Origin of the sequence: Enterobacter sp. A8 (assembly GCF_004296595.1) — a bacterium.
Lineage (GTDB): Bacteria > Pseudomonadota > Gammaproteobacteria > Enterobacterales > Enterobacteriaceae > Enterobacter > Enterobacter cloacae.
Window position 1 is genome coordinate 713,057 of record NZ_SCMF01000001.1, and the last position, 21,927, is coordinate 734,983.

The 21,927-nt window shown below is 53.6% G+C and carries 19 protein-coding genes; 4 read left to right on the forward strand and 15 right to left on the reverse strand.

Annotation, left to right across the window (positions count from 1 at the left end; translation table 11 throughout):
- Positions 1-14: 14 nt before the first annotated feature.
- Complete coding sequence (mpaA, locus tag EQV24_RS03355) at positions 15-728, forward strand: murein tripeptide amidase MpaA (RefSeq protein ID WP_100168871.1); 714 nt, start codon at positions 15-17, stop codon at positions 726-728.
- Here mpaA and ycjG read toward each other — a convergent pair.
- Positions 719-1,684, reverse strand: coding sequence for an L-Ala-D/L-Glu epimerase (gene ycjG, locus EQV24_RS03360; protein WP_130626184.1), 966 nt, complete (start codon positions 1,682-1,684; stop codon positions 719-721). The two genes, mpaA and ycjG, sit on opposite strands and share 10 nt — an antisense overlap.
- Before the next feature lie 107 nt (positions 1,685-1,791).
- Here ycjG and tpx point away from each other — a divergent pair, with 107 nt between their 5' ends.
- Both tpx and EQV24_RS03370 read left to right on the forward strand, forming a co-directional pair.
- A complete protein-coding gene (tpx, locus tag EQV24_RS03365; RefSeq protein ID WP_013096423.1) occupies positions 1,792-2,298 on the forward strand; it encodes a thiol peroxidase in 507 nt (168 codons plus the stop codon).
- A gap of 319 nt (positions 2,299-2,617) precedes the next feature.
- Positions 2,618-3,826, forward strand: coding sequence for an aldose 1-epimerase family protein (locus EQV24_RS03370; protein WP_061771950.1), 1,209 nt, complete (start codon positions 2,618-2,620; stop codon positions 3,824-3,826).
- Between the two features lie 35 nt (positions 3,827-3,861).
- Here the strand turns inward: EQV24_RS03370 and tyrR are convergent, their stop codons facing one another.
- The 3 genes from tyrR to EQV24_RS03385 form a co-directional block, all read right to left on the reverse strand.
- Entirely contained in the window at positions 3,862-5,403 is a 1,542-nt protein-coding gene (gene tyrR, locus EQV24_RS03375; RefSeq protein WP_013096421.1) for a transcriptional regulator TyrR, read from the reverse strand.
- A 113-nt stretch (positions 5,404-5,516) separates the two neighbouring features.
- A complete protein-coding gene (locus EQV24_RS03380) occupies positions 5,517-6,569 on the reverse strand; it encodes a YcjF family protein (protein WP_020689208.1) in 1,053 nt (350 codons plus the stop codon).
- Positions 6,566-7,963 (reverse strand): YcjX family protein, encoded by a 1,398-nt coding sequence (locus tag EQV24_RS03385; protein WP_130626185.1) that lies wholly within the window; start codon positions 7,961-7,963, stop codon positions 6,566-6,568. Before EQV24_RS03385 ends, EQV24_RS03380 begins: the two co-directional genes overlap by 4 nt.
- 151 nt (positions 7,964-8,114) lie before the next feature.
- Here EQV24_RS03385 and EQV24_RS03390 point away from each other — a divergent pair, with 151 nt between their 5' ends.
- Entirely contained in the window at positions 8,115-9,125 is a 1,011-nt protein-coding gene (locus EQV24_RS03390; protein ID WP_013096418.1) for a LacI family DNA-binding transcriptional regulator, read from the forward strand.
- A gap of 34 nt (positions 9,126-9,159) precedes the next feature.
- Here EQV24_RS03390 and EQV24_RS03395 read toward each other — a convergent pair whose 3' ends face one another.
- The 11 genes from EQV24_RS03395 to EQV24_RS03445 form a co-directional block, all read right to left on the reverse strand.
- Positions 9,160-10,074, reverse strand: a complete 915-nt coding sequence (locus EQV24_RS03395) for an OmpG family monomeric porin (protein WP_038986168.1) — start codon at positions 10,072-10,074, stop codon at positions 9,160-9,162.
- Positions 10,075-10,140: 66 nt separating this feature from the next.
- Positions 10,141-11,223: an ABC transporter ATP-binding protein gene (locus EQV24_RS03400; protein WP_038986170.1), complete on the reverse strand. Its 1,083-nt coding sequence runs from the start codon at positions 11,221-11,223 to the stop codon at positions 10,141-10,143.
- A gap of 2 nt (positions 11,224-11,225) precedes the next feature.
- Positions 11,226-11,903 carry a beta-phosphoglucomutase gene (gene pgmB / locus EQV24_RS03405; RefSeq protein ID WP_038986172.1) on the reverse strand — a complete coding sequence of 226 codons (678 nt, stop codon included), beginning with the start codon at positions 11,901-11,903 and terminating at the stop codon, positions 11,226-11,228.
- Positions 11,893-14,172 carry a glycoside hydrolase family 65 protein gene (locus tag EQV24_RS03410; protein WP_130626186.1) on the reverse strand — a complete coding sequence of 760 codons (2,280 nt, stop codon included), beginning with the start codon at positions 14,170-14,172 and terminating at the stop codon, positions 11,893-11,895. The genes pgmB and EQV24_RS03410 overlap by 11 nt, the downstream gene beginning before the upstream one ends.
- On the reverse strand, positions 14,166-15,224 hold the full coding sequence (locus EQV24_RS03415; RefSeq protein WP_095439582.1) for a Gfo/Idh/MocA family oxidoreductase: 1,059 nt from the start codon (positions 15,222-15,224) through the stop codon (positions 14,166-14,168). Before EQV24_RS03415 ends, EQV24_RS03410 begins: the two co-directional genes overlap by 7 nt.
- Before the next feature lie 11 nt (positions 15,225-15,235).
- The gene (locus EQV24_RS03420; RefSeq protein WP_058660420.1) at positions 15,236-16,024 is read right to left on the reverse strand and encodes a sugar phosphate isomerase/epimerase; all 789 of its coding nucleotides are present in this window, start codon (positions 16,022-16,024) and stop codon (positions 15,236-15,238) included.
- An 18-nt stretch (positions 16,025-16,042) separates the two neighbouring features.
- Entirely contained in the window at positions 16,043-17,095 is a 1,053-nt protein-coding gene (locus tag EQV24_RS03425; protein ID WP_130626187.1) for a zinc-binding alcohol dehydrogenase, read from the reverse strand.
- Positions 17,096-17,123: 28 nt separating this feature from the next.
- Positions 17,124-17,966: a carbohydrate ABC transporter permease gene (locus EQV24_RS03430; protein WP_130626188.1), complete on the reverse strand. Its 843-nt coding sequence runs from the start codon at positions 17,964-17,966 to the stop codon at positions 17,124-17,126.
- Positions 17,953-18,834, reverse strand: coding sequence for a sugar ABC transporter permease (locus EQV24_RS03435; protein ID WP_013096409.1), 882 nt, complete (start codon positions 18,832-18,834; stop codon positions 17,953-17,955). The genes EQV24_RS03430 and EQV24_RS03435 overlap by 14 nt, the downstream gene beginning before the upstream one ends.
- 23 nt (positions 18,835-18,857) lie before the next feature.
- Positions 18,858-20,150 carry an ABC transporter substrate-binding protein gene (locus tag EQV24_RS03440; RefSeq protein ID WP_057072662.1) on the reverse strand — a complete coding sequence of 431 codons (1,293 nt, stop codon included), beginning with the start codon at positions 20,148-20,150 and terminating at the stop codon, positions 18,858-18,860.
- Positions 20,151-20,165: 15 nt separating this feature from the next.
- Positions 20,166-21,851, reverse strand: coding sequence for an alpha-amylase family glycosyl hydrolase (locus tag EQV24_RS03445; RefSeq protein WP_130626189.1), 1,686 nt, complete (start codon positions 21,849-21,851; stop codon positions 20,166-20,168).
- Positions 21,852-21,927 lie beyond the last annotated feature (76 nt).

The window sequence follows — 21,927 nt, forward strand, 5'->3', positions numbered from 1 at the left end:
TATCAGGATTTCCTATGGCAGTTACCCGACCAAGAACGGAACGTGGCGCTTTCCCGCCAGGCACCGAACATTATGGCCAGTCTTTCTTAGGTGCACCGCTAATCTGGTTTCCCGCACCGGATGCCGATCGCCATAGCGGCCTGATTATTGCGGGAACGCACGGCGATGAGAACTCCTCGATCGTCACCCTCTCCTGCGCGTTACGCACCCTTGCACCGACACTACGCCGGCATCATGTGATCCTGACCGTCAACCCGGATGGCTGTCAGCTTGGGCTGCGGGCGAATGCGAGAGGGATAGACTTAAACCGCAACTTCCCGGCGGCCAACTGGCGTGCCGGTGAAACGGTATACCGCTGGAACAGCTCGGCTGAAGAGCGTGACGTGGTGTTACTGACGGGAGAAAAACCCGGCTCAGAGCCAGAAACACAGGCGCTCTGCCAGTTAATCCACAAGATCCACCCCGCGTGGGTTGTCTCATTTCACGATCCGCTGGCTTGTATTGAAGATCCCCGTCACTCCGCGCTGGGGCAGTGGCTTGCCGATGCCTTTGCTCTGCCTCTGGTCAGCAGCGTCGGCTATGAAACACCGGGGTCATTTGGTAGCTGGTGCGCCGATCTGGACTTGCACTGCATCACCGCTGAATTCCCCCCGATATCTTCCGACGAAGCCAGCGAAAAATACCTGAAACCGATGGTAGATCTTCTGCGCTGGCAGCCTCAGAGATGAAGCACTCCGCTGGTGAAGGTGAGCGCAGGCGAAACGTCAACCGCCAGCCAGGTCGGGCCATCGAGATCGGCAAACCGGACCTGATTCACCAGCGGTAGCGCCGCATTAATCGCCCGGGAAGTACAGAGCATGCATCCCAGCATCAACGCAAACCCCTTCGCCTGTGCCTGCGACGCCAGCGCCAGCGCCTCGGTCAGCCCACCGGTTTTATCGAGTTTGATATTCACCATCTCATAGCAGCCCGCTAAACCGTCGAGACTGTCGCGAGTATGGCAGCTTTCATCGGCGCAGATCGGCAGCGGGTGGATAAAGTTCTTCAATGCCGCATCATCCTGTACGGGAAGCGGTTGCTCCAGCATAGCCACACCCAGATCGGCCAGCAGCTGGCAGCGCGCGGCCAGCCCTTCCGGGTGCCATGACTCGTTGGCGTCGACAATCAGCGTGGCGTCCGGCACCGCCGCGCGAATAGCGACCATGCGTTCACTGATCAAGCGATCGTCGAGTTTCACCTTAAGCAGCGTGGCACCAGCCTCAAAGAGCGCTTTTGCACTGGCAGCCATCTGCTCCGGCTCGCCAATCACCACGGTTTGCGCGGTCACCACTTTCTCCGGAAGCGTCACGCCAGCCAGCGACGGTAAGGATATCTGCTGCTTCGCCGCCTCAAGACTCCACAGCGCACAGTCAATTGCATTACGAGCCGCCCCGGCAGGTAAACGCTGCTGTAACGCCTCACGCGTCAACCCGGTTTGCAGGTCAGGTACCAGGGTCATAATTTGCGCCATCACCGAGGCAAGGCTTTCTCCGTAGCGAGGATAAGGCGTGCATTCACCAACCCCTTTAACCCCTTCTTCTTCTATTTCGACCACCACCACGCAGGCTTCACTTCGGCTGCCACGGGAGATCACAAACGGGGTATGCAATGGCCAGGCTTCTTCATAGACCTTAACGCTTCTCATCACTGACTCCTTGCAGCCCGGTAAGGCGAAAAAATTGGTTTGCCGTGTTATCCGCTGATGGCATACACTAGCCTCGACGTTAACTATATGTAAACAGGAAGATATCTATGTCACAACTCGTTCATTTCCAGGGCAACCCGGTTGCTGTAGCAGGTTCCATTCCTCAGGCTGGCAGCAAAGCGCAGGCTTTTACTCTGGTGGCTAAAGATCTGTCTGACGTCACACTGAGCCAGTTTGCTGGCAAACGCAAAGTACTGAACATTTTCCCAAGCATTGATACCGGCGTCTGTGCCGCATCCGTGCGCAAATTCAACCAGCTGGCCACTGAAATGGACAACACCGTGGTGCTGTGCGTTTCAGCAGACCTGCCATTCGCGCAGTCCCGCTTTTGCGGTGCTGAAGGTCTGAGCAACGTCATCACCCTTTCAACTCTGCGCAGCCCGGATTTCCTGGAAAAATACGGCGTTGGCATTGCTGAAGGCCCACTGAAAGGCCTGGCGGCGCGTGCCGTGCTGGTAATCGATGAAAACGATAACGTCGTGTTCAGCGAACTGGTCAACGAGATCACCACCGAACCTGACTACACCGCTGCGCTGGAATCACTGAAAGCCTGATTATTTACAGGCATTTTATAAAGCTTAGCAATGTAATGAAATAAAAGGTTTATTTAAGAATAGACCTTGCGTTCCAAACCTCGCCGATGCGGGGTTTTTTATTGCCTCAATAGCTGAATCGTTAAAGCAAAAACGTTCTAAAATCACATATATCATGAAATAAAAACGTTCCATTCTCACCATAACGAGATCGCTCACGCATAATAAAGGTTTAAAAACCGCAATTTCTCCGCCAGTGAAGCCCGTCACATTTCCCTTCTCCCCTAAACATTAGATTTGCTTACGTGATAAAAAATCGTTTCAGCAAAAGGGATTAAATATGAAGATTAAACTGGCTTTTACGGTCCTTGCGGTACTGATATCTGGACACGCCGCCGCTAAAACCTGGGTGCTGACAAGCGCTGAAAGCGGCGTGGAGAAAGGAAACTGGAAAATTTCCAGCGATGAGCTGAAGTTTAAGGGACAGCCTTTCAGCATCGAGCAAAAAGTCCTGCATGGTGGCAAGCAGGAAGGCAGCAAGGTAATCGTTATAAGCAGCAAAAATGGTCTGACAATTACCCTCAGCCCGACGCGTGGGATGAATCTGCTGCATGTCGAAGGCTTTGGTACTCGAATGGGGTGGGATTCGCCTGTCAAAGAGGTGGTGAATCCGGCCTATATCAATCTGGAAAGTCGAAACGGACTTGGCTGGCTGGAAGGTTTCAACGAAATGATGGTTCGTTGCGGCTATGAATGGACAGGCCACCCGGTCACGGCTGACGGTCAGATTTATACCCTGCACGGCAAGGCGGGAAATACGCCTGCGTCGCAGGTGGAAGTCGATGTTGCTGATGCCGCACCGCATGAAATTCGCATTCGCGGATTAATCAAAGAGAGCACGTTTAAAAAAGCAGATCTGCAGACGATGACCGAACTGCGTTACGTACCGGGCAGCAACCAGTTCAGCCTGCATGATGTTCTGACTAACCATGCTGATTATCCTCATGATTATCAGATTATCTATCACAGCAACTTTGGTACGCCAATCCTCGAAGAAGGTGCCCGCTTCCTTGCGCCGGCCGCCAGCATTGGTCCTTTCAATGACTATGCCAAAGCGGGTCTGGATAACTGGCAAACCTACGCTGGCCCCACTCAGGGCTTTGATGAAATGGTCTTCAATATCAAACCGCTCGCGGATAATAATCATGAAACCCTGGCGGCAGTGGTCAATAAAGCGGGAGACAAAGGTGCGTCAATTCAGTTCGACACGCGGCAGTTGCCTGTCCTGACCTTATGGAAAAATACCGATACGCTCAAACAGGGCTATGTCACGGGTATTGAGCCGGGAACCAGCTACGCCTATCCCGTCACCATTGAACGCGAGCAGAAACGCGTTAAGCAGCTACAACCTGGCGCCAGCACGCAGTTCGACCTGACCTATACCCTGCTTCACAGCAAGGAACAGGTGAAAGAGGTTGAACAGAAAATTGCGGGGATTCAGGGAGAGACAAAAGTCGAGGTAGATACCACGCCTCTGGCGAAAGAGTAAGTGTAAAAAAAGCCTCTTTACAGAGGCTTTTATCGTTATTCGTCACCCTTCTTGTGGTTGAGTCCATATTCACGAAGCTTATTCGCAATCGCGGTATGGGATACCCCCAGGCGTTTTGCCAGCTTACGCGTGCTTGGGTAGCTGCGATAAAGCTGTGTCAGCACGGAACGTTCGAAACGGCTGGTAATATCATCCAGCGAGCCTTCCATCGCCTCTTCGCCCACCGATACCGTTCCGGCATCGTAATCCGGCAACAGGATATCCTGAGGACGCAACTCGTACCCTTCCAGCTGCGTCAGCGCACGATAGACGGCGTTTTTCAGCTGACGAATATTTCCCGGCCAGCCGTAGCGCGTCAGCACCGTACCCAGATCGGCTGACAGTTTCGGACGCGGTACCCCCTGCTCGTCGGCGAAGCGTGCCACAAACAGCTCCGTCAGCGGAATGATATCTTGTGGACAATCGCGCAGCGGTGGAATGTTTAGCGTCAACACGTTCAGTCGATAGTAGAGATCTTCCCGGAACATCCCTTTCTGTACCAGCTCAACGAGGTTTTTCTGGGTGGCACAAATCACGCGCACATCCACGTGAACTTCGTGATCCTCCCCTACGCGACGGAAGGTCCCATCGTTCAGGAAGCGCAGCAGTTTGGCCTGCATGCGCGGCGACATTTCGCCAATTTCGTCCAGCAGCACGGAACCGCCATTCGCCTGCTCGAAGAAGCCTTTTTTGCCTTCCGGGGCGTGACCAAACAGCTCGCTTTCGACGGCATCCTCAGGAATAGAGGCACAGTTCAGCGCCAGATACGGTTTTGCCGCGCGTGGGCTGGCAAGATGCACGGCGTGGGCCAGCAGATCCTTCCCGGTCCCGGTATCGCCGGTAATCAGCAACGGCGCGGTCAGGCTGGCGAGCTTACGGGCCTGATCGACCACATGACGCATTTTCGGGCTGACGGCAATGATCTGGCTGAACGCTCCCACATCCTGGCTGGAGAGATTTTGCAGCTGACGGCCCATCCGCACGGTAGAGCGCAGCATGATAACGGCCCCGGTCAGTACGCGAGTGTCGTTCTCTCCTTTCAGGTACACCGGCGTAATCTCCATCAGGAAATTCTGCCCGTTGATCACCACATGCTCGCTATGCGTATTTTGCGGGTTGCTGTCCAGCCAGCGCTGGAAATTAAACCCCGGGATCAGCTGCGCGGCATGGTGATGAGTGAGCTTGTCCTGGCTCTGGGCGAACAGCTGGCAGCTCGCATGGTTTACCCGCTCGACTTTGCTTTTCAAATCCAGTGACAGGAAAGGCTCTGGCATGGCTTCAAGCAAGGCGCTCAATGCGAGGTGCTCACGCTCAGACGGCATCCAGGGAATGGTGCGTACATCCGTAACGCCAGCGATACGGCGGATTTCAGCCATCAGGCTGCTAAAAGTATTAAATTCAATTTCGGCAAAATTGAGGTAAATTCGCCCGACAGGATCAATCTCAATGCCACGTAAATCAATGCTACGTAAAACAAGGAGATCGAGTAACTCGCGGGTCAGACCGAGACGGTCTTCACAGAAGACTTCAAGACGCATGGGAAATTCACCGTTTTAAGCCAATAACCTTAAAATGATATGTCAGAACACGGTGATGCGGAAGATGGCTGTCAAGAAAGATTGACAGCCAGCACGATAAGTAAACAAACCGGTTACTGAACCGGTTTTTTATTGAGCGTCTCTTTGAGCTGCCCAATCAATTCACGACGAAAATCGCCCAGGCGCGGTTTATCTCCGTCGATCCACGGCAGTGGTCGGCAGACTTCCATCGCTTTAATGCCCAGACGTGCGGTTAACAACCCTGCCCCAATTCCCTGCGCGGCACGCGCTGAGAGACGGGCCGCCAGATCCTGCGACATCCAGTCCATGCCGACTTCGCGCACCAGCTCACTGGCACCTGCAAAGGCGATGTTCAGCAACACCAATTTAAATAGCCGCAGCCGGCTGTAGTAGCCAAGCTCAATACCGTAAAGACTGGCGATACGGTTTATCAGGCGCAGGTTACGCCAGGCGATGAACGCCATATCCACCAGCGCCAGCGGACTGACCGCGATCATCAGCGTTGATTCCGCCGCAGAGCGGCTAATCTCGCGCCGCGCCTGAGCATCCAGCACAGGCTGCACCATATGCGAGTAGAGCGTCACCACCTCCCTGTCATTTTGCGTTTCGTGAATGGCGGCATACCAGCGCTGCAGTGCCGGGTGCGACTGGTCAATCCCCGCCTGCGCCGCCAGCTTTTCGCAGAATGCCCGACCCTTTCCGGTACCGTGGCTGTGCAGCAGATCGCGTGCTTCATCCCGTTCATGCGCACGCTGCCTCAGACGCCACAGTCGACGCCACTCGGTGACAACCGACCCTACGCCTGCCCCCACGATCAACGCCCCCGCAGCACAACCGCCCAGCGCCACCCAGTCCTGGGTTTGCCAGGCGTTGATACCCCATTGCACGCCTTGTCCCACCACGCTTACGCCGAAGAGCGCCAGCCCGGCCGTGACCATCTTACGCCACAGGCTACGTTTCGGACGTAAAGCAGCCTCAACGACCGCTTCCGCCTGGCCCTCCTCAACGGACGGCTCGTCAGTCAGGGCCGGCGCAAAATGTTCTGCCTGCTCGCCGCTGAACGTCTGCGCCGTTTTAAAGGCCTCCTGCTGCGCCTGCTCAAGCGTCCCGGTAAAGTCAATGCGGGGTTTTAACGGTTCCGTCATCGCAATTTATCTCCAATCAAAAACTCCAGCGCCGCATCCAGACGAATGTGCGGTAATGGCTGATCGACGGTCATGACCTGTGGGCGGAAGGCTTCAAACTGGAAGCCCTGGCTCTGCCAGAATGCCTGCCCCGGAAGGCGTGCAGGCACTTCGCCCGGATACACGGTCAGCGGTTCGCCGTCGCTGAGGCGATTCCCCCGCAGGGCCGGGATTTTCTCGCCGTTAAGATCAATCAGCCCACTTTGCGTCGCCTGTACGGAAGCCAGCCCAAGACAATCCATGCTGATCCCTTCGAACGCCGCATTTTGCCAGGCGTCCTGCACCAGTTGCTGTAACAGCGACACCATGTTGGCATGCTGATCAACCGTTACGTGATCGGCCTTGGTGGCCGCAAACAGCAGTTTGTCGATCACCGGGGAAAAGAGGCGGCGAAACAGCGTACGCTGTCCGTAGTGAAAACTTTGCATCAGTTGCGTCAGCGCCAGGCGCATATCGTTGAAAGCCTGCGGCCCGCTGTTGAGCGGTTGCAGGCAGTCCACCAGCACAATCTGACGATCGAAACGTAAAAAGTGGTTTTTATAAAAACCTTTCACCACTTTTTCACAGTAGTAGTTGTAGCGCTCGCGCAGCATCCCGGCGTTGGTGTGCTTGTCTGCCTGCGCCAGCTTTGCCTCTCCCACGCCATCCACGTCGGGCCATGGGAAGAACTGCAGCGCAGGCGCACCCGCCAGGTCGCCCGGCAAAACAAACCGTCCTGGCTGGATGAAGTGAAGCCCTTCCTGTTTGCACTGATGCAGATAATCCGTCCAGGCTTCGGCAATCGCCGCCAGGCGGTTCTCATCTGCGGGTGCCAGCGGATCTAATCCTGCGCATAACTGCCGCCATTTTGCCGACCACTCCGCGCGGTGACCCTGTAACAAACCGGTCATTTGTCGCGACCAGCTGAGATAATGCTGCGCCAGCATGGGTAAATCGAGCAGCCATTCGCCCGGGTAATCCACAATCTCCAGATAGAGCGTGGAGGTATCCTTGAAGTGGCGCATCAATGATTCATTGGAACGAAAACGCAGCGCGAGACGGATTTCACTCACCCCTCTCGTGGGTGTCGGCCACGCGGGTGGGTCACCGTAAAGCTGTGCCAGCCCTTCATCATAGGTAAAGCGAGGGATACCGAAATCGCGCTGGGGAACGCGCTTAACGCCCAGCAGACGCTCTTCCCGCACCGCACTGAGCAGCGGCAGGCGTGCCCCGGCGTGCAGGTTCAGCAGCTGGTTAACCATCGCCGTGATAAACGCCGTTTTGCCACTGCGGCTAAGCCCGGTGACCGCCAGACGCAAATGGCGATCGACGCCTCGGTTCACCAGAGAGTTGAGTTCGTTTGTAAGTCGCTTCATCGCCGTCCTTCGTCGCTGGAAGCCTGGAATGACTTGCTTCAGAATACAGTAAATGGGGGCAGATCGTTGATTATCAATTCATAATTATTGCTATTGCCGTTTTTTCTCCAGTAAGATGAACGACATTGCCGTCCCGGAGTGAGTAAGGTGTATGTCACCCACCATCTATGATATTGCGCGCGTTGCTGGTGTTTCTAAATCAACCGTGTCCAGAGTGTTGAATAAACAAACCAATATTTCTCCTGAAGCGCGAGAGAAAGTGCTGAAGGCGATTGAAGAGCTAAATTATCAACCAAATAAACTTGCCCGCGCTCTGACCTCATCTGGCTTTGACGCCATTATGGTGATTTCCACCCGCTCAACAAAAACCACTGCCGGTAATCCTTTTTTCTCCGACGTATTGCACGCCATAACCGCCAAGGCGGAACAGGAAGGGTTTGATGTTATTTTGCAAACGTCAAAGAGCAGTGAAGATGACCTGCTAAAATGCGAAAGCAAAATAAAGCAGAAAATGATCAAAGGGGTCATTATGCTGAGTTCGCCTGCCAATGAATCCTTTTTCTCACGGCTCGATATGTACGGTGTGCCGGTAGTCGTAATCGGTAAAGTTGAAGGCGACTTTCAGAATATTTACTCCGTCGATACCGACAATTTTCGTGACAGCGAGATGCTGACCGACACGTTTATTAAAAACGGGCGGAAAAAAATTGCCTGTCTGCATGCGCCACTCGATTATCACGTGTCTATTGATCGTCTGGCGGGTTATAAAGCCAGCCTGGAAAAGGCGAATATTGCTGTTAACCCGGACTGGATCATTGATGGCGGTTATACCCATGAGAGCGCACTTTCAGCGGCCATTACGTTGTTGTCTTCATCCACCCCACCGGATGCGGTATTCGCCACCGACAGCATGAAATTGCTGAGTCTTTATCGCGCTGCGGATGAGTTAAATTTGATGCTACCTGAGCAGGTTGCCGTGGCGGGTTACAGCGATCCGATGCTCTCCCTGATTCTGACGCCTGCGCCAGCTGGATTTGATATTCCTACGCGCAAGCTGGGCGAAGAGAGCTGCGACCTGCTTTTCAGGCGTATCTCCGGTAAACCCGCCCCGCATAAGGTGCTGATTGAGACCCACTTTTCGTTCGCTGATTCTCTTCGCTAAAACCAGGGGCTGATAGCCCCTGGTGAACAGCCGATCAGAAGGCGTAATTCACGCCCACGCCCGCATAGTGGAATCGATCGCTTTCGCCTTCATCGTGGTTTTCCCATTCATAGGCATACTCCAGCGTCATTGAAAGACCGTTATTGAAATCGTAGGCATAAAGCAGGCCCAGACGGTTGAAATCATGCCCTTCACGCTCAGGATCGTCTTGCCAGTCCCAGTTTGACCAGCGGTCGAGCCCCAGGCGGGTATACGGCGTCAGCGTGGTATTGCCTAATGAAATGGGTAAATAGGCGCGGATCTCCTGCGTTGAAAACTCACCGTTATTACGTGAACTGTCCATATTGAAACCGCGCTCTAAATAGTAATTCACTTTTGCAGCGAAGGTTTCATTAATGGTCCAGGTAAAGCCCGTTTCTGTTTCAACGCGACTGTCGGCATAACCCGTTTTTTCCAGGTCGTTGGCAAACTGATACATGGCAAACCAGCCGCCGAAACGCCAGTCATCGCTTAACTTAATATCCCAGTCTGGTTGTATTTTGTAGCGCTGCATATTCGCGCTACCGTCTTTCGCGCCGTGTTCATCTTTGAAATGATAACCGTAATTACGGAAGCCGCCGGTCAGGCCGAGGGTAAAATCATCGGTTCCAATAAAACGATAGCGCAGCTCGAATTCGGGACGATCAAAATAGGTCCCGCGGGTCATACTGCTGTAATCAACGGGGCCTTCCTGATACATGGCAAGGGAAATCGTCCACGCATCCCATGTGGCGTTAAACCACACGGAGGGTTCATATAATCCGTCTTTATCATCCCCCTGACCTTCGACGTTTTCAATTTCATACATGGCACCTATATTAAAATTCCAGTGTGGTGTCGGTTCTGAGGCGTGTGCGTAGCTAACCCCTGCGCATAGAATAAGCGCAGCACTTCTTAGTAGAGTACTCATTAAAATATTCCTTTATAATGGACAAACAAAAAAACCGGAAATTAATATTTCCGGCGAACATTTTTATTATCTGATTGCCGCTTCTGTTTCCGCGTCAAAAAAATGACACTTATTCATATCGAACTGAATGCCGATATTATCCCCTGCAGCATAATCAGTGGCAGCCCCTGCCCGGACGACCAGTTCGTGGCCCCCGACGGTGGCATACAGCATAAATTCAGCACCGGTCAGTTCGGCAACGCTGATTTTGGCGGCAATCGCCTCACCGCTGGCTTGCGAGGTGAAAATATCCTCCGGTCTGATGCCAAAGACCACGGCTTTACGTTGATACCCCTGAGCGTTAAGTACCGAGAGCATATCTTCGGGGATCTCCAGGCGCAGCGTTTCCGTCACGAAGAAGCGTTCATTGATCGCCCCCCGAATAAAGTTCATTGCTGGCGAACCAATGAAACCTGCCACAAACATATTTGCCGGTTCGTTATAGACCTGCTTCGGCGCGCCCACCTGCTGAATGTATCCATCTTTCAGGATCACAATGCGGGTTGCCATCGTCATGGCTTCGGTCTGATCGTGCGTCACATAAATCATGGTGGTATTCAGCTTTTGATGCAGCTTGCTGATTTCGGCACGCATTTGAACACGCAGTTTAGCGTCAAGGTTTGAGAGCGGTTCATCCATCAGGAAGACGCCCGCTTCACGCACAATCGCCCTGCCTAATGCCACGCGCTGGCGTTGGCCACCCGACAACGCACCGGGCTTACGCTTGAGGTAATCGCGCAGCCCAAGAATCTGAGCGGCCCAGTTAACACGCTCTTCAATGACAGCGGGCGCGATCTTCTGCATCTTCAGCCCAAATGCCATGTTGTCGTACACCGTCATATGGGGATACAGCGCATAGTTCTGAAAGACCATCGCAATATCCCGGGACTTGGCCGGGACATCATTCATACGCACGCCGTCAATCACCAGTTCACCGGCGCTGATCTCCTCCAGCCCGGCAATCATGCGCAGCGTCGTCGATTTACCGCAGCCCGATGGCCCGACGAAAACGATGAATTCTTTATCCTCAATGTCGAGGTTGAAATCTTTGACCACATGGACCTGGTTGTCATAGATTTTCTGGATATGTTTTAGCGATAGTTGTGCCATTCTTAATTCCTTATCAGTACCGTCCGGGAAGCCCAGAAATCTGTCAGGCATTTCCAGGTCAGCTCCCGCGTTGAATGAAGTTGAAGTCCCGCATGGTTGAGGCCTGCCCCTATTCCCACCGACAACATCCCTGCGGCGTTGATCGCCTCAACGCCGGAGGCGGCATCCTCAATCCCGATGGCCTCCTCCGGGAGGACGTTAAGACCCGCGCAGGCAGCAAGGAAGATTTCCGGGTCCGGTTTGGAGCGGGCAATACGGGACGCATCGGCACAGAAATCAAACGCCCTGTGGATCCCCAGCGCCTGCAAAATGCCGGGAGCGTTGAGTGAAACAGACGCCAGCCCAATTTTGACGTTTGCCGCGCGTATGTCGGCCAGCACCTCACGAATGCCCGGGAGCAGTGACGCTTGCGTAAGCGATGCCAGCGACTGGACATAGAGCGCGTTTTTTTTACACGCAAGCGCCAGGCGCTGCTGTTCGTCGAACGCCTCTTCTTTGCCACCGTGACGCAGGATCCGCTGCAGGGAATCCATGCGGCTAATCCCTTTCAGCGTTTCATTAAAGGCTTCATCAATGGTGATCCCGACCTCCTTCGCGACAGCGCGCCAGGCCAGGAAGTGCAGATGAGCGGTGTCGGTGATCACCCCATCCAGATCGAATACAACGGCATTAAGGTTCATCTCTTCCCTCCGTGGTAGCGGTCCCAGTAACAGACGTAAGAAAATCCTTGCAGGACAAGACCTGCCGTCCCGAAAGCTGGAGGGTTTTACCCCAGAGCGTTAGCGTGACAGGAGCGGAGCTGGTCACCGTGAGTGTCTCTTTCGTCACGATGAAGTGCAGCTGCGCATTCTGCCAACGCAGCGGAAACGCCAGCCTTTGCCAGTGCGCAGGCATCCTGGGTGCCAGATGTAACTCCCCGTCCACGATCTGCAGCCCGGCAAATCCCTGAATAACACCTGACCAGATCGCACCTGTCGCGGCAGCATGAATACCGTCATCACTGCTGTGCGGATCGTCGCCCAGATCGATGGCAATGCCATCACGCCAGAAGGCGTAAGCCCCTTCTGTATCACCACAGCGCGCGTTCACAATCCCGTGGATGGCTTTGCTCAGAGACGAGTCATGAATTGTGCACGGCTCATAGAATGCCAGGTTGGCCGCGCACTGCTGCGGCGTAAAGCGTTCCGGCAACAGGTAATTAAGCATTACCACGTCGGCCTGTTTGAGGATCTGCATCTCGTTAACTTCAGCGCGCGAGTAATCCAGCAGAATGGTCTGCTTGCCCGCTTTGGCTTTATAGCGGCTCAGATCGATCGCTGGTTTGGACATGAAGGTGTCATCCTGCGGTATGACCCCGTCGGCGTTAGCCTCGGGCAGCCATAAGCGCGACAGGAACCGTTGCGCATTTTCCGTAAAACGCGCATCTTCACGCTCAAACATTGACATAAACCGGCAGGCACTGGCGACGTTGTGCCACGCCAGATAGTTGGTGTAGGCGTTGTTATTCACGTGCTCCGTGTATTCATCCGGCCCAATCACGTCATGGATCTCCAGACGGTCGCCAACTTCCTTCGCGCGTCCCATCCAGAACAACGCGGTTTCCATGAGCAGCGTCAGGCCTTCATTGCGCATAAAGGCGTCATCGTGCGTTGCCTGCCAGTAGGCGACAACGGCCCACGCGATATCCGCCACGATATGATGTTCAGCCAGCGCGGAGGCCACTTTCTGACGAACGCCCGTGCGGATGTTGATCGCTGCGAATTCCGGCGTCTCTTCCTGACCGCTCGCGGCACTCTCCCAGGGGAACAAGGCGCCTGGCCAGCCGTTCCGGCGTGCTTTTTCCCGGGCCCCCGGCAGGTTAAGCCAGCGGTAGCGCAGCAGACGGCGGGCAACCTGTGGTCGGGTAAAGAGATGGAAAGGCAGCAGGAAAATTTCGGTGTCCCAGAACACGTGGCCTTTATAGCCCTCCCCGGTCAGGCCTTTGGCCGCAATACTGCTCCGTTCATCATGGGCAGGCGTCATGGCCGTGAGGTGCCAGACCGCGTAATCCAGCGCCAGCTGATCCTGATGTTCGGTCGACATGACGTCCACCCGGCAGTCATGCCAGATCTTTTTCCAGGCGCACGCCGCGCTTTCGAGTAACGCGGCATACCCTCTTGTCGCGCAGGTTTTGAGCTCAGCCAGAGCATTGCGGGCAAACGTGTCCTGTGAAAGCGCTTTATCGCTGCGATGCGTCACCCAGACCAGCTTCTCAAGCGTGACAGTGTCACTCTGAGCGACCTTTACGGCGTGATGAACCGTGATACGCCGGTTTTTCGCGGTAAAGCAGCTGTCGCTGGTGGTTGAGAGACGACAGCATGCCGATATCACCACATCCGCAGCGCGATCCTGCGTTTCATACACGCCCTGCATGTAGTGCTGGTCAAAGACTCTGACCGAGATTTCATCCAGATGCTGACGGCCGCTGTTGGTTTGCGTCGCATCAATCCCCGTGCTCAGCATAACGTCTGATGAGGCATCCAGCGGAGTGACGGAGAGCTGCATTGCCACCAACGGCAGTTGATCCAGTGAGACAAAACGGCGGCTTTCCACACGGTAGCGCTTTCCGTCTGGCGAGCGCCACACTACGCGACGACGCAGTTCGCCATTGGCAAAATCCAGCTCCCGCTGCCAGTCAATAATCTCCCCTGACAGCAAGGTGAAATTGATGCCGTCCAGTTCGATATCCATGCCGATGATGTCAGGCACGTTGATCAGTTCGTTGGTCTCATTACGACCAGCACGATGATAAAGCCCGGCAAGATACATTCCCCGGGTCTGCTGCGTGTAGTTTTCCTCATGCGCCGCACGTATGCCCATATAGCCGTTGCCGCAGGCCATGATTGACGCGTATTTATTGAGGCTATGAGGGCAAAAACCCGGATCGTTTAATACAGACAGGTTCAGCATAACGTTACGCTTTCCCCTTTTTCTGCCGCCTCGTACAGTGCGGCGACCAGTTGCTGGATCACCAGACCTTGTTCGGCATCGGCAATCATTACCGGTTCTCCCATGACATGACGGACAAACGCATCCATGCTGCGTAAATGCCGCTGATCGTCTGCCTCTTCGCGCAGGGTTAGGGTCTGCAAAACTCCACCCTCATCGGTGTAAATGTGGGCCGGGAACAGCGTTGCCCCCGCTTTTTCACCGCAAAAGGCGACATTCATGATGGACTGCTCACGGATATTGAGGGCAAAGGAGGTATCCAGACGCAGAATGCCGCCATTGCAAAATTCAATCGTCCCGAACAGGGCATCTTCAACGGTAAACTGTGCAGGATCCCATTCACCAAACTGGCCACTGTTTTTGCGGTTTCCCAGTTTTTGAAAGCTGTGGGCCGTCACGCGTTTTACCGCCGGGAAACCCAGTACATACATCGCGGCGTCGAGCATATGGATCCCAATATCAATCAGCGGCCCGCCCCCCTGCAGTGCTTTATTGGTGAAAACGCCCCAGCCGGGAACGCCGCAGCGGCGCAATGCCTGCGCCGTAGTGAAGTAGATTTCACCCAATGTCCCGTTTATTACCGCCTCACGCAGCAGTTGCGTATCACGTGCAAAGCGGTGGTGAAAATCATAGGCCAGCACTTTTCCCGCCGTTCGGGCCGCCACACGCATCCGGTCGGCTTCATGTGGCGTCATGGCTGGGGGTTTTTCGCACATTACATGGCAACCGGCTTCCAGGGCTGCCATCGCATGTTCAAAATGAAAACGGTTGGGCGAACAGACGCTCACCACATCCGGTTTGACCGCCTGCAGCATTTCATTCACGTCCTGCCATGCCGACGGAATGGCATGGCGTTCAGCAAACGCCTGAGCCTGTTCAGGATGGCTGTCCATGACAGCCACCATCTGAACATCACTGCGCGTGGAGTAATACGAGGCATGCACTTTGTCCGCGACCTGCCCGGCACCAATAATGGCGACACGCAGAGGCGAAGGTGTTAAGGCACTCATCACGCTGGTCATCCTTAGCATTCACGCAGATAAGTGAGAGAATCCTGATAGGCCTTCGCAGGATCGTCAGCGCGAACGCGGCACTCGTAAACAACGTAACCCTGATAACAATCGGCACGCAGCTGGTCGAACAGAGCGGCAAAATCAAGAGAGCCGCTTCCCGGCTGATAACGATGGTTATCGGCAATATGCACATGGCCCAGCAGGTCGCGGTTCTGGTGCAGCGCTTCCGTCAGCGAGTCTTCTTCAATATTCATATGATAGAAATCGCCGATAATCTGAACATATTTCAGCCCATTCTCTTCGATGTAACGACGTGCATCCGCGAGGGTGTTGATCATGTGATCCTGATAGCGGTTCAGCGGCTCCAGGTAAACGGTGGTGCCGGTGCGCGCCGCCACCTCGTCCAGTTGGCGCAGCGAGGCGCTCACCGCCTTGCGGTCTCCTTCAAGGCTACGCGGCGACGTCATCGGCGGCAGGCGGAAGGTAAACATCCCCCAGGCGGCAGGAACCACGATTCCTTTACCGCCCACCTCTGCTAACGCTTCAAGGATGCGTTCGATCTGCGTTAATCCGTTCAGGCGACGCTCTTCGATGAAGTCACCAATCCAGCCATCGTACCCGCCGCAGGCCGTGGTAACCGGCAGCCCTGTAGCCTTAATGGCCGCTTTAATCTCTTCAAGGTTCTCCACCAGCAGCTTGCCGTCTATCTCATACCCATCAAAGCCCATGGCCTTGATGTATTGAAATTTTTCCAGGATATTTGTCGGGAAAAAGGCCTGGTTTTGCGTTGCGATTTTCATTTTCATGCTCTCCATAGCTCAGAACGTGACGCCCATTTTGATACTCAGTTCAGGATGCTGATCGACATAGGTCATGTAGCTCTCAGCGCTGGTGGTAAACGTTACGACCGGGTCGATTAAATCTTCGCAATTGAGATAGCCGTTCATCAGCAATTCCCAGCAGGTCTCTTCAATACGCTTACGGTTCCAGCGTGGGTAATCAGGATTTGGCTCACTGCAGGCGCGGGAGAAGACAATTTTCGCATTATTGAAATGCGCTTCGCGCCCCAGGTTAAAGCCTTCCGCGAACGGTTTCGCAAAGGCCACGTATGAGATGGTGCCGCCGTACGCGAGTCCGCGCAGCGCAGACTGCAGCGCATCAGCAAAGCCGCTGGTTTCGATAATCACATCCGCGCCCTGCTTGCCGGTCAGTTTTTTGATTTCCAGACCAACATCCGTGCCAATCGGATTCAGACAGTGGTCTGCCCCATGGCGACGGGCAATGTCGCAGCGGTGCGCGATAGGATCGACACCGATAACGATTGACGCACCGGCTTTCTTTGCCAGCTGGATGGCGATCTGACCAATCGCGCCAAGCCCAACGACGACGACAAAATCCCCTACCCGCACATTGGCATCACGTACGCCGCTCATTGCGAATTGTGCCGGGTCGTAGCAGACCGCATTTTTCCAGGAGGCGCCCTGAGGCATTTTGCGCAGTTTGTAGTTGTTGACGGCATTCACAATGACCGTTTCCTGTAGCGGTCCATAACAGCAAACGCGGTCTCCGACACGGTATTCCGTTACGTCAGCGCCGCACTCAATGATGTCCCCGACGATCATGTTCCCGAGCTGGAATTTACCAAACTCGATCCCGCGAGCCGCCCCCTCTTCACGCGGCGTAAACAGTTGCCAGTCAGGGTTAAACTCTTCGTCGATAAACGGACTCGCCGCCCTGAAATCCACCACTTCGGTGCCGTGTTTCGGTGCGCCAAAGCGGGCGCGAATTTTCACTTCATGAACGGCAACGGGACGGTCTTCATATTCGACCAGCGCTGCCACACGCGGCGCTGTCGCAACTAACTTCTTCATTACTCACTCCTTGTTAAAATTGGCCGCCTCAGCCCTTAACGCCACCGGCGGTCAAACCACTTTTAATAAAACGTTCAGACAGCGCATACATAATGACCACCGGCAGTGCCGTCACCAGCGATGCCGCCATCATGCGGCCCCAGATGTAATCTGGCGTACTGAAAAGGGTGTTCAGCCCTACCGGCAAGGTGAAGTTGCTGGCGCTGGACAGGAAAATGGAGGCAAACAGATAGTCGTTCCACGCCACCATGAAGCAGTAGACAAAGACCGACACCAGACCCGAAATCGCTAACGGAACGGTAATGCGAAAGATGATTTGCAGGCGGTTAAGGCCATCCATCATCGCGGCTTCTTCTATTTCGTCCGGGATAGTGTCGAAATAGCTGCGCAGCATAAACACCGCCGTAGGTAACGTCTGAGTCACCATGGTGATAATCAGCGCCAGTTCGGTGTCATAGATGCCGAGCGCGGTGATGATTTTGAACAGCGGCACCACCAGCAGAATCCCTGAAAACATGTAGACGGTGTAGAAGCTGGCGTTGATCGTCGTGCGCCCTTTAAAACGCAGTTTGGATAAGGCGTAAGCCCCCAGCGTGCCGAGAAACACGGCAACGATCGACGAGGTCAGTGACACCACCATGCTGTTACGGAAGTAATCCACAAACGGGAAAATCAGCGGGTTAAAGATGTCGATGTAATGCTGTAACGTCCACTCCTGCGGCAGAATGGTCGGATGCAGCGATATCGCCTCTCTGGCGCTTTTAAAGGAGGTCATCAGCATCACGAAAAACGGAAACAGTGTGATGATCAGGAACGCCGCGAGCCCCAGATAAAAGCCAATACGACCCATTACGCGTTTATTTGTTGCCATTGAGATTTACCCTTTTTCTGGTCAGCAGAATGACGGCGAAGATGATCACAAACAGCACCACTGAGATAGCCGCAGCTTTACCCAAATCATTAAAGGCAAACGCCGTTTTGTAGAGATAGACGCCCAAAATATCGACTTTGGTAGTCAGCAGGTACACGTCCGCAAACATGTAAAACATCCAGATGGTTCGCAGCGTGATGACCGTGGCCAGCACCGGCATAATCGCGGGCAGCGTGACGATGCGAAAACGTTGCCAGCCATTCGCGCCATCCATTTCTGCGGCTTCGTATAACGATTTATCAATCGTTTGTAAGATCGCGAGAAACGAGATAAACGCATACGGGAAGTAGCGCCAGATGGCGAATAGCACCACCAGCACAAAGCTGCTGCCGGGGTTGTCGAACCACAGCGGTGCCTGGTCATACAGATGCAGCAGGTCTACCCCAAGGTAGTTCACGATGCCGTAGCCGTTGTTGAACATGTACTTCCAGGCAAACACCAGTGAAATAGACGGCGTGACGTAAGATAAAATCACCAGCGAACGCGCCGTTTTGCGTAGCCGAAACTCCCGGTTAAAGAAGATGGCGACAGCCAGCCCGAGCCCCGTGCTACCTATCACCACCAGGGCCGTATACCAGAAGGTCATCCACAGGGAGTGCCAGAACGCTGCATCACTCAGAATACGGATATAGTTATCCAGCCCAACAAACACCGCGCTAATGCGCGGGTTGAGCGGCAAGCGTAAGAAACTGATTTCAATGTTGGAAATCATTGGCCAGGCCACAAGGCCCCCCAGCAAAATCAGGCTGGGGGCCAACAGCAGCATGGCGAAAGGCATATCTGAACGACCAGAAAACAACGTCTTCATAATTTCCTTCCGCAGAAGCGCTCCTATCGTTGAGAAACCAGGTCAGTCAGGCGTTTCTGGCTGTTGCTTAACGTGGTGTTGAGGTCTTGCTGACCTACCGTCACGTTATGCACCATCGAACTGATGATGCCGGAACCTGTCACGTCGCCCATGCGGGTAAAGTTTTTGTCGCCCACGGCCCCAAATACCTGCACATTCGGGAACTGTGCGATCAGCTCATACGGCAGTTGACCAAAGGCTTTGATGACCTCGTTGTTTTTCCAGCTCTCGGTATCCACCACCAGTTTGTTCACCGGTAACGCCGCCCCCGGAGACATCATGACCCAGTCCGAGGCGTTTTGAGCCTGCTCCATCCAGGTCACAAATTTCTCAGCGGCTTTGGTTTCTTCTTCAGTCTGACCGGTCGTGATCGTCAGCGACGTCACCATGCCGTAAACCGCAGACGATTTTTCCGTTGGAACCACAAAGCCCAGATTGGCAGGATCCGCTTCTTTAAACACGGCAGGCAGAATGTAGGTGGAGTAAACCGCCATTGGCGCGGAACCGTTCATGAACGCGTCTTTGATCTCCATGACGTCGTTCGAGCCTGGCATCGTGTTCTTCGCCAGTTCTTTATAAAACGCCAGCGCGTTTAACATTTCAGGCGTATCGATCTGGATGTTGCCCTGCGCGTCGAAGACGTTTGCCCCACCTGAAAGGGCAAACTGGGAGAAGGCCTGCTCGGTCATGACGCTTTCAGCGGTTGGAAGCGCGATACCGTAGTGTTTCTTAGCCGGGTCGTTGAGCATCTGACTGGCTTTCAGCAGCTGTTGCCAGTTATGCGGCTCTTTAATACCCGCCGCGGCGAGAACATCTTTGTGGTACCAGACGCCTGACAGCCAGGCGCTAATTGGCACCCCTGTCCACGCGGTGCCGTCTTCCGTGCGAACAACACGGAGAATACCGTCATAAAATGTCTTTTCACCGACGGCTTTAATGGCTTCGCCAATTGCGTCACGGTCCAGCAACTGCTCTTTATCCATCACTTTTGCATAGTCATGGCTGACCTCAATCACCTCCGGCAGTGCGCCGGTCCGCGCGAGGGTAATGACCTTGGTGTTGTATGCATCCTCTTCTACCGGCACCTGTTTCACTGTAATGGAGGGATTCTCTTTCTCGAATTTCTCAATCAGTTTCGTGATGACGGCCTGACGCTCCTGCTCCACCGACGAATGCATAAACTCGATGGTCACAGAAGATTGTGTGTCGTCCTTGCAGCCTGATAACAGGGCGCACGAAACCAGTGCTGAAATCAGCACAATTCTCGGCATTTTCATTGTTAAGGTCCTTTTTTAGTTTTCTTTAATCCACATAACCTGCCATGGATTTAGGGTCAACGTCGTATCGTTAATATTGTCCCCGGTTATTAAATCTTTTCCTGTCTGACTATTTGAAGGGACGTGCTGAATATCATTACTGAAATTAAAGAGTGCTGTAATTCGCTCGCCGTTATCGGCAATGCGAACTATTTTCAAAACATGCTCCCCGGATGTTTCAAAGCGCGCCTGACTGTCCGGGTGGAACGCGTTTTCATGACGGCGTAACGAAATTAACGCACTCAATCCAGAATAAACTTTATGACGAAGGCTATTAATATCGTCGAGTTTATGATCAATTTCACCGGACTGATATTTCTTTCGGTTTATTGCTCTATTATACCCTAACCGCTCCACACCCTCATAATCATTACGGGAGCCAATAATACTCTGAATATAGATTGCAGGCACACCCGGGAAACTCAACAGAACGGCATGAGCCAGAATAAAACGGGCGATGCGCAGAGTATCTTCATCCTTCTTAGCACTTAATGCATCCAGATAGGTTACATTGATTTCATACGGGCTGCGCGTACCGTCAGGGTTATTTTTCCAGTTAACCAGCGCGCCTTCCTGCTGGAGTGTTTCCACCAGCGACAGAATTTCCGATTCCGGTAAAATTCCGCGTAACGGATTAAGTCCAATCCCGTCGTGCGAGGCCAAAAAGTTAAACCAGGTGGTTTGCTTTGACGGCAGTTCCAGCGATGTGGCCCACTGACAAAGTGCCCGTACATCCTGACGATGAACGGCATGCAGAACCAGTGGTGGCAAGGAGAACTGATACACCATCTGGGCTTCATTCTTGCCGTCACCAAAGTAAGAAACGTTGTCTTTATGCGGGACATTGGTCTCAGTGATAATCACCGTACCCGGTGCCACAGCGTCCGTAATGGCGCGGAAGAGCTGAATCAAACGGTGCGTTTGTTCAAGATGGATGCAGCTTGTTCCAGGGATCTTCCACATAAAACCGACCGCATCAAGGCGGATATAGCGCGCTCCTTCCATCAGGTAATGGAGAAGCACATCCACCATTGCAATCAACACCTCAGGAGAGGCGAAATTGAGGTCAATCTGATCATCGCTGAAGGTCGTCCACAGATGCCGAACGCTTCCGTCATCAAGTGTAAAAGGTGTCAGGAGAGGCAATGCGCGAGGCCGTGTCACAGCAGATAAATCAGTTTGCGGATCCACGGAAATAAAGAAATCTTCATAGCCCGGTTTTTGCGCAAGATAATGAGCGAACCATTGGCTTTTCGCTGACATATGGTTGCAAACAAAATCGAACATTAAACTGGCATACCGCTTTAATTCAGCAACGTCTTGCCATGTTCCCGTTTCAGGCGCAACGTCATGGTAATCGATAACAGAAAAACCATCATCAGAGGACCACGGGTAAAAAGGTAAAAGATGCACATGAGAAAATGAACGAGAAAGCCATCTGTTATAAAAACGGGTAAAAACAGGCAGCGCTTTCTCCCCTTTATTGTAGAACTGATCGGCATAGGTAATCAGGACGATATCTTTTTCATCCCAACCGGCTTTACGCCTTTCGGTAATAACAGCTGCAGCTCTGGATATTTTCCCTGACAGTGTTTCACGGTGCGCCTCAGAAAACGATTCGCCGTAAACAAGATTGATTAAATTTTTAATTTTATCGTTCACTTTATTTTTCCATGGTAGCGGTCCCACGAAACGCAATCTACTCCCATGAAAAATATCTGTCAACGGACCTGAGGGG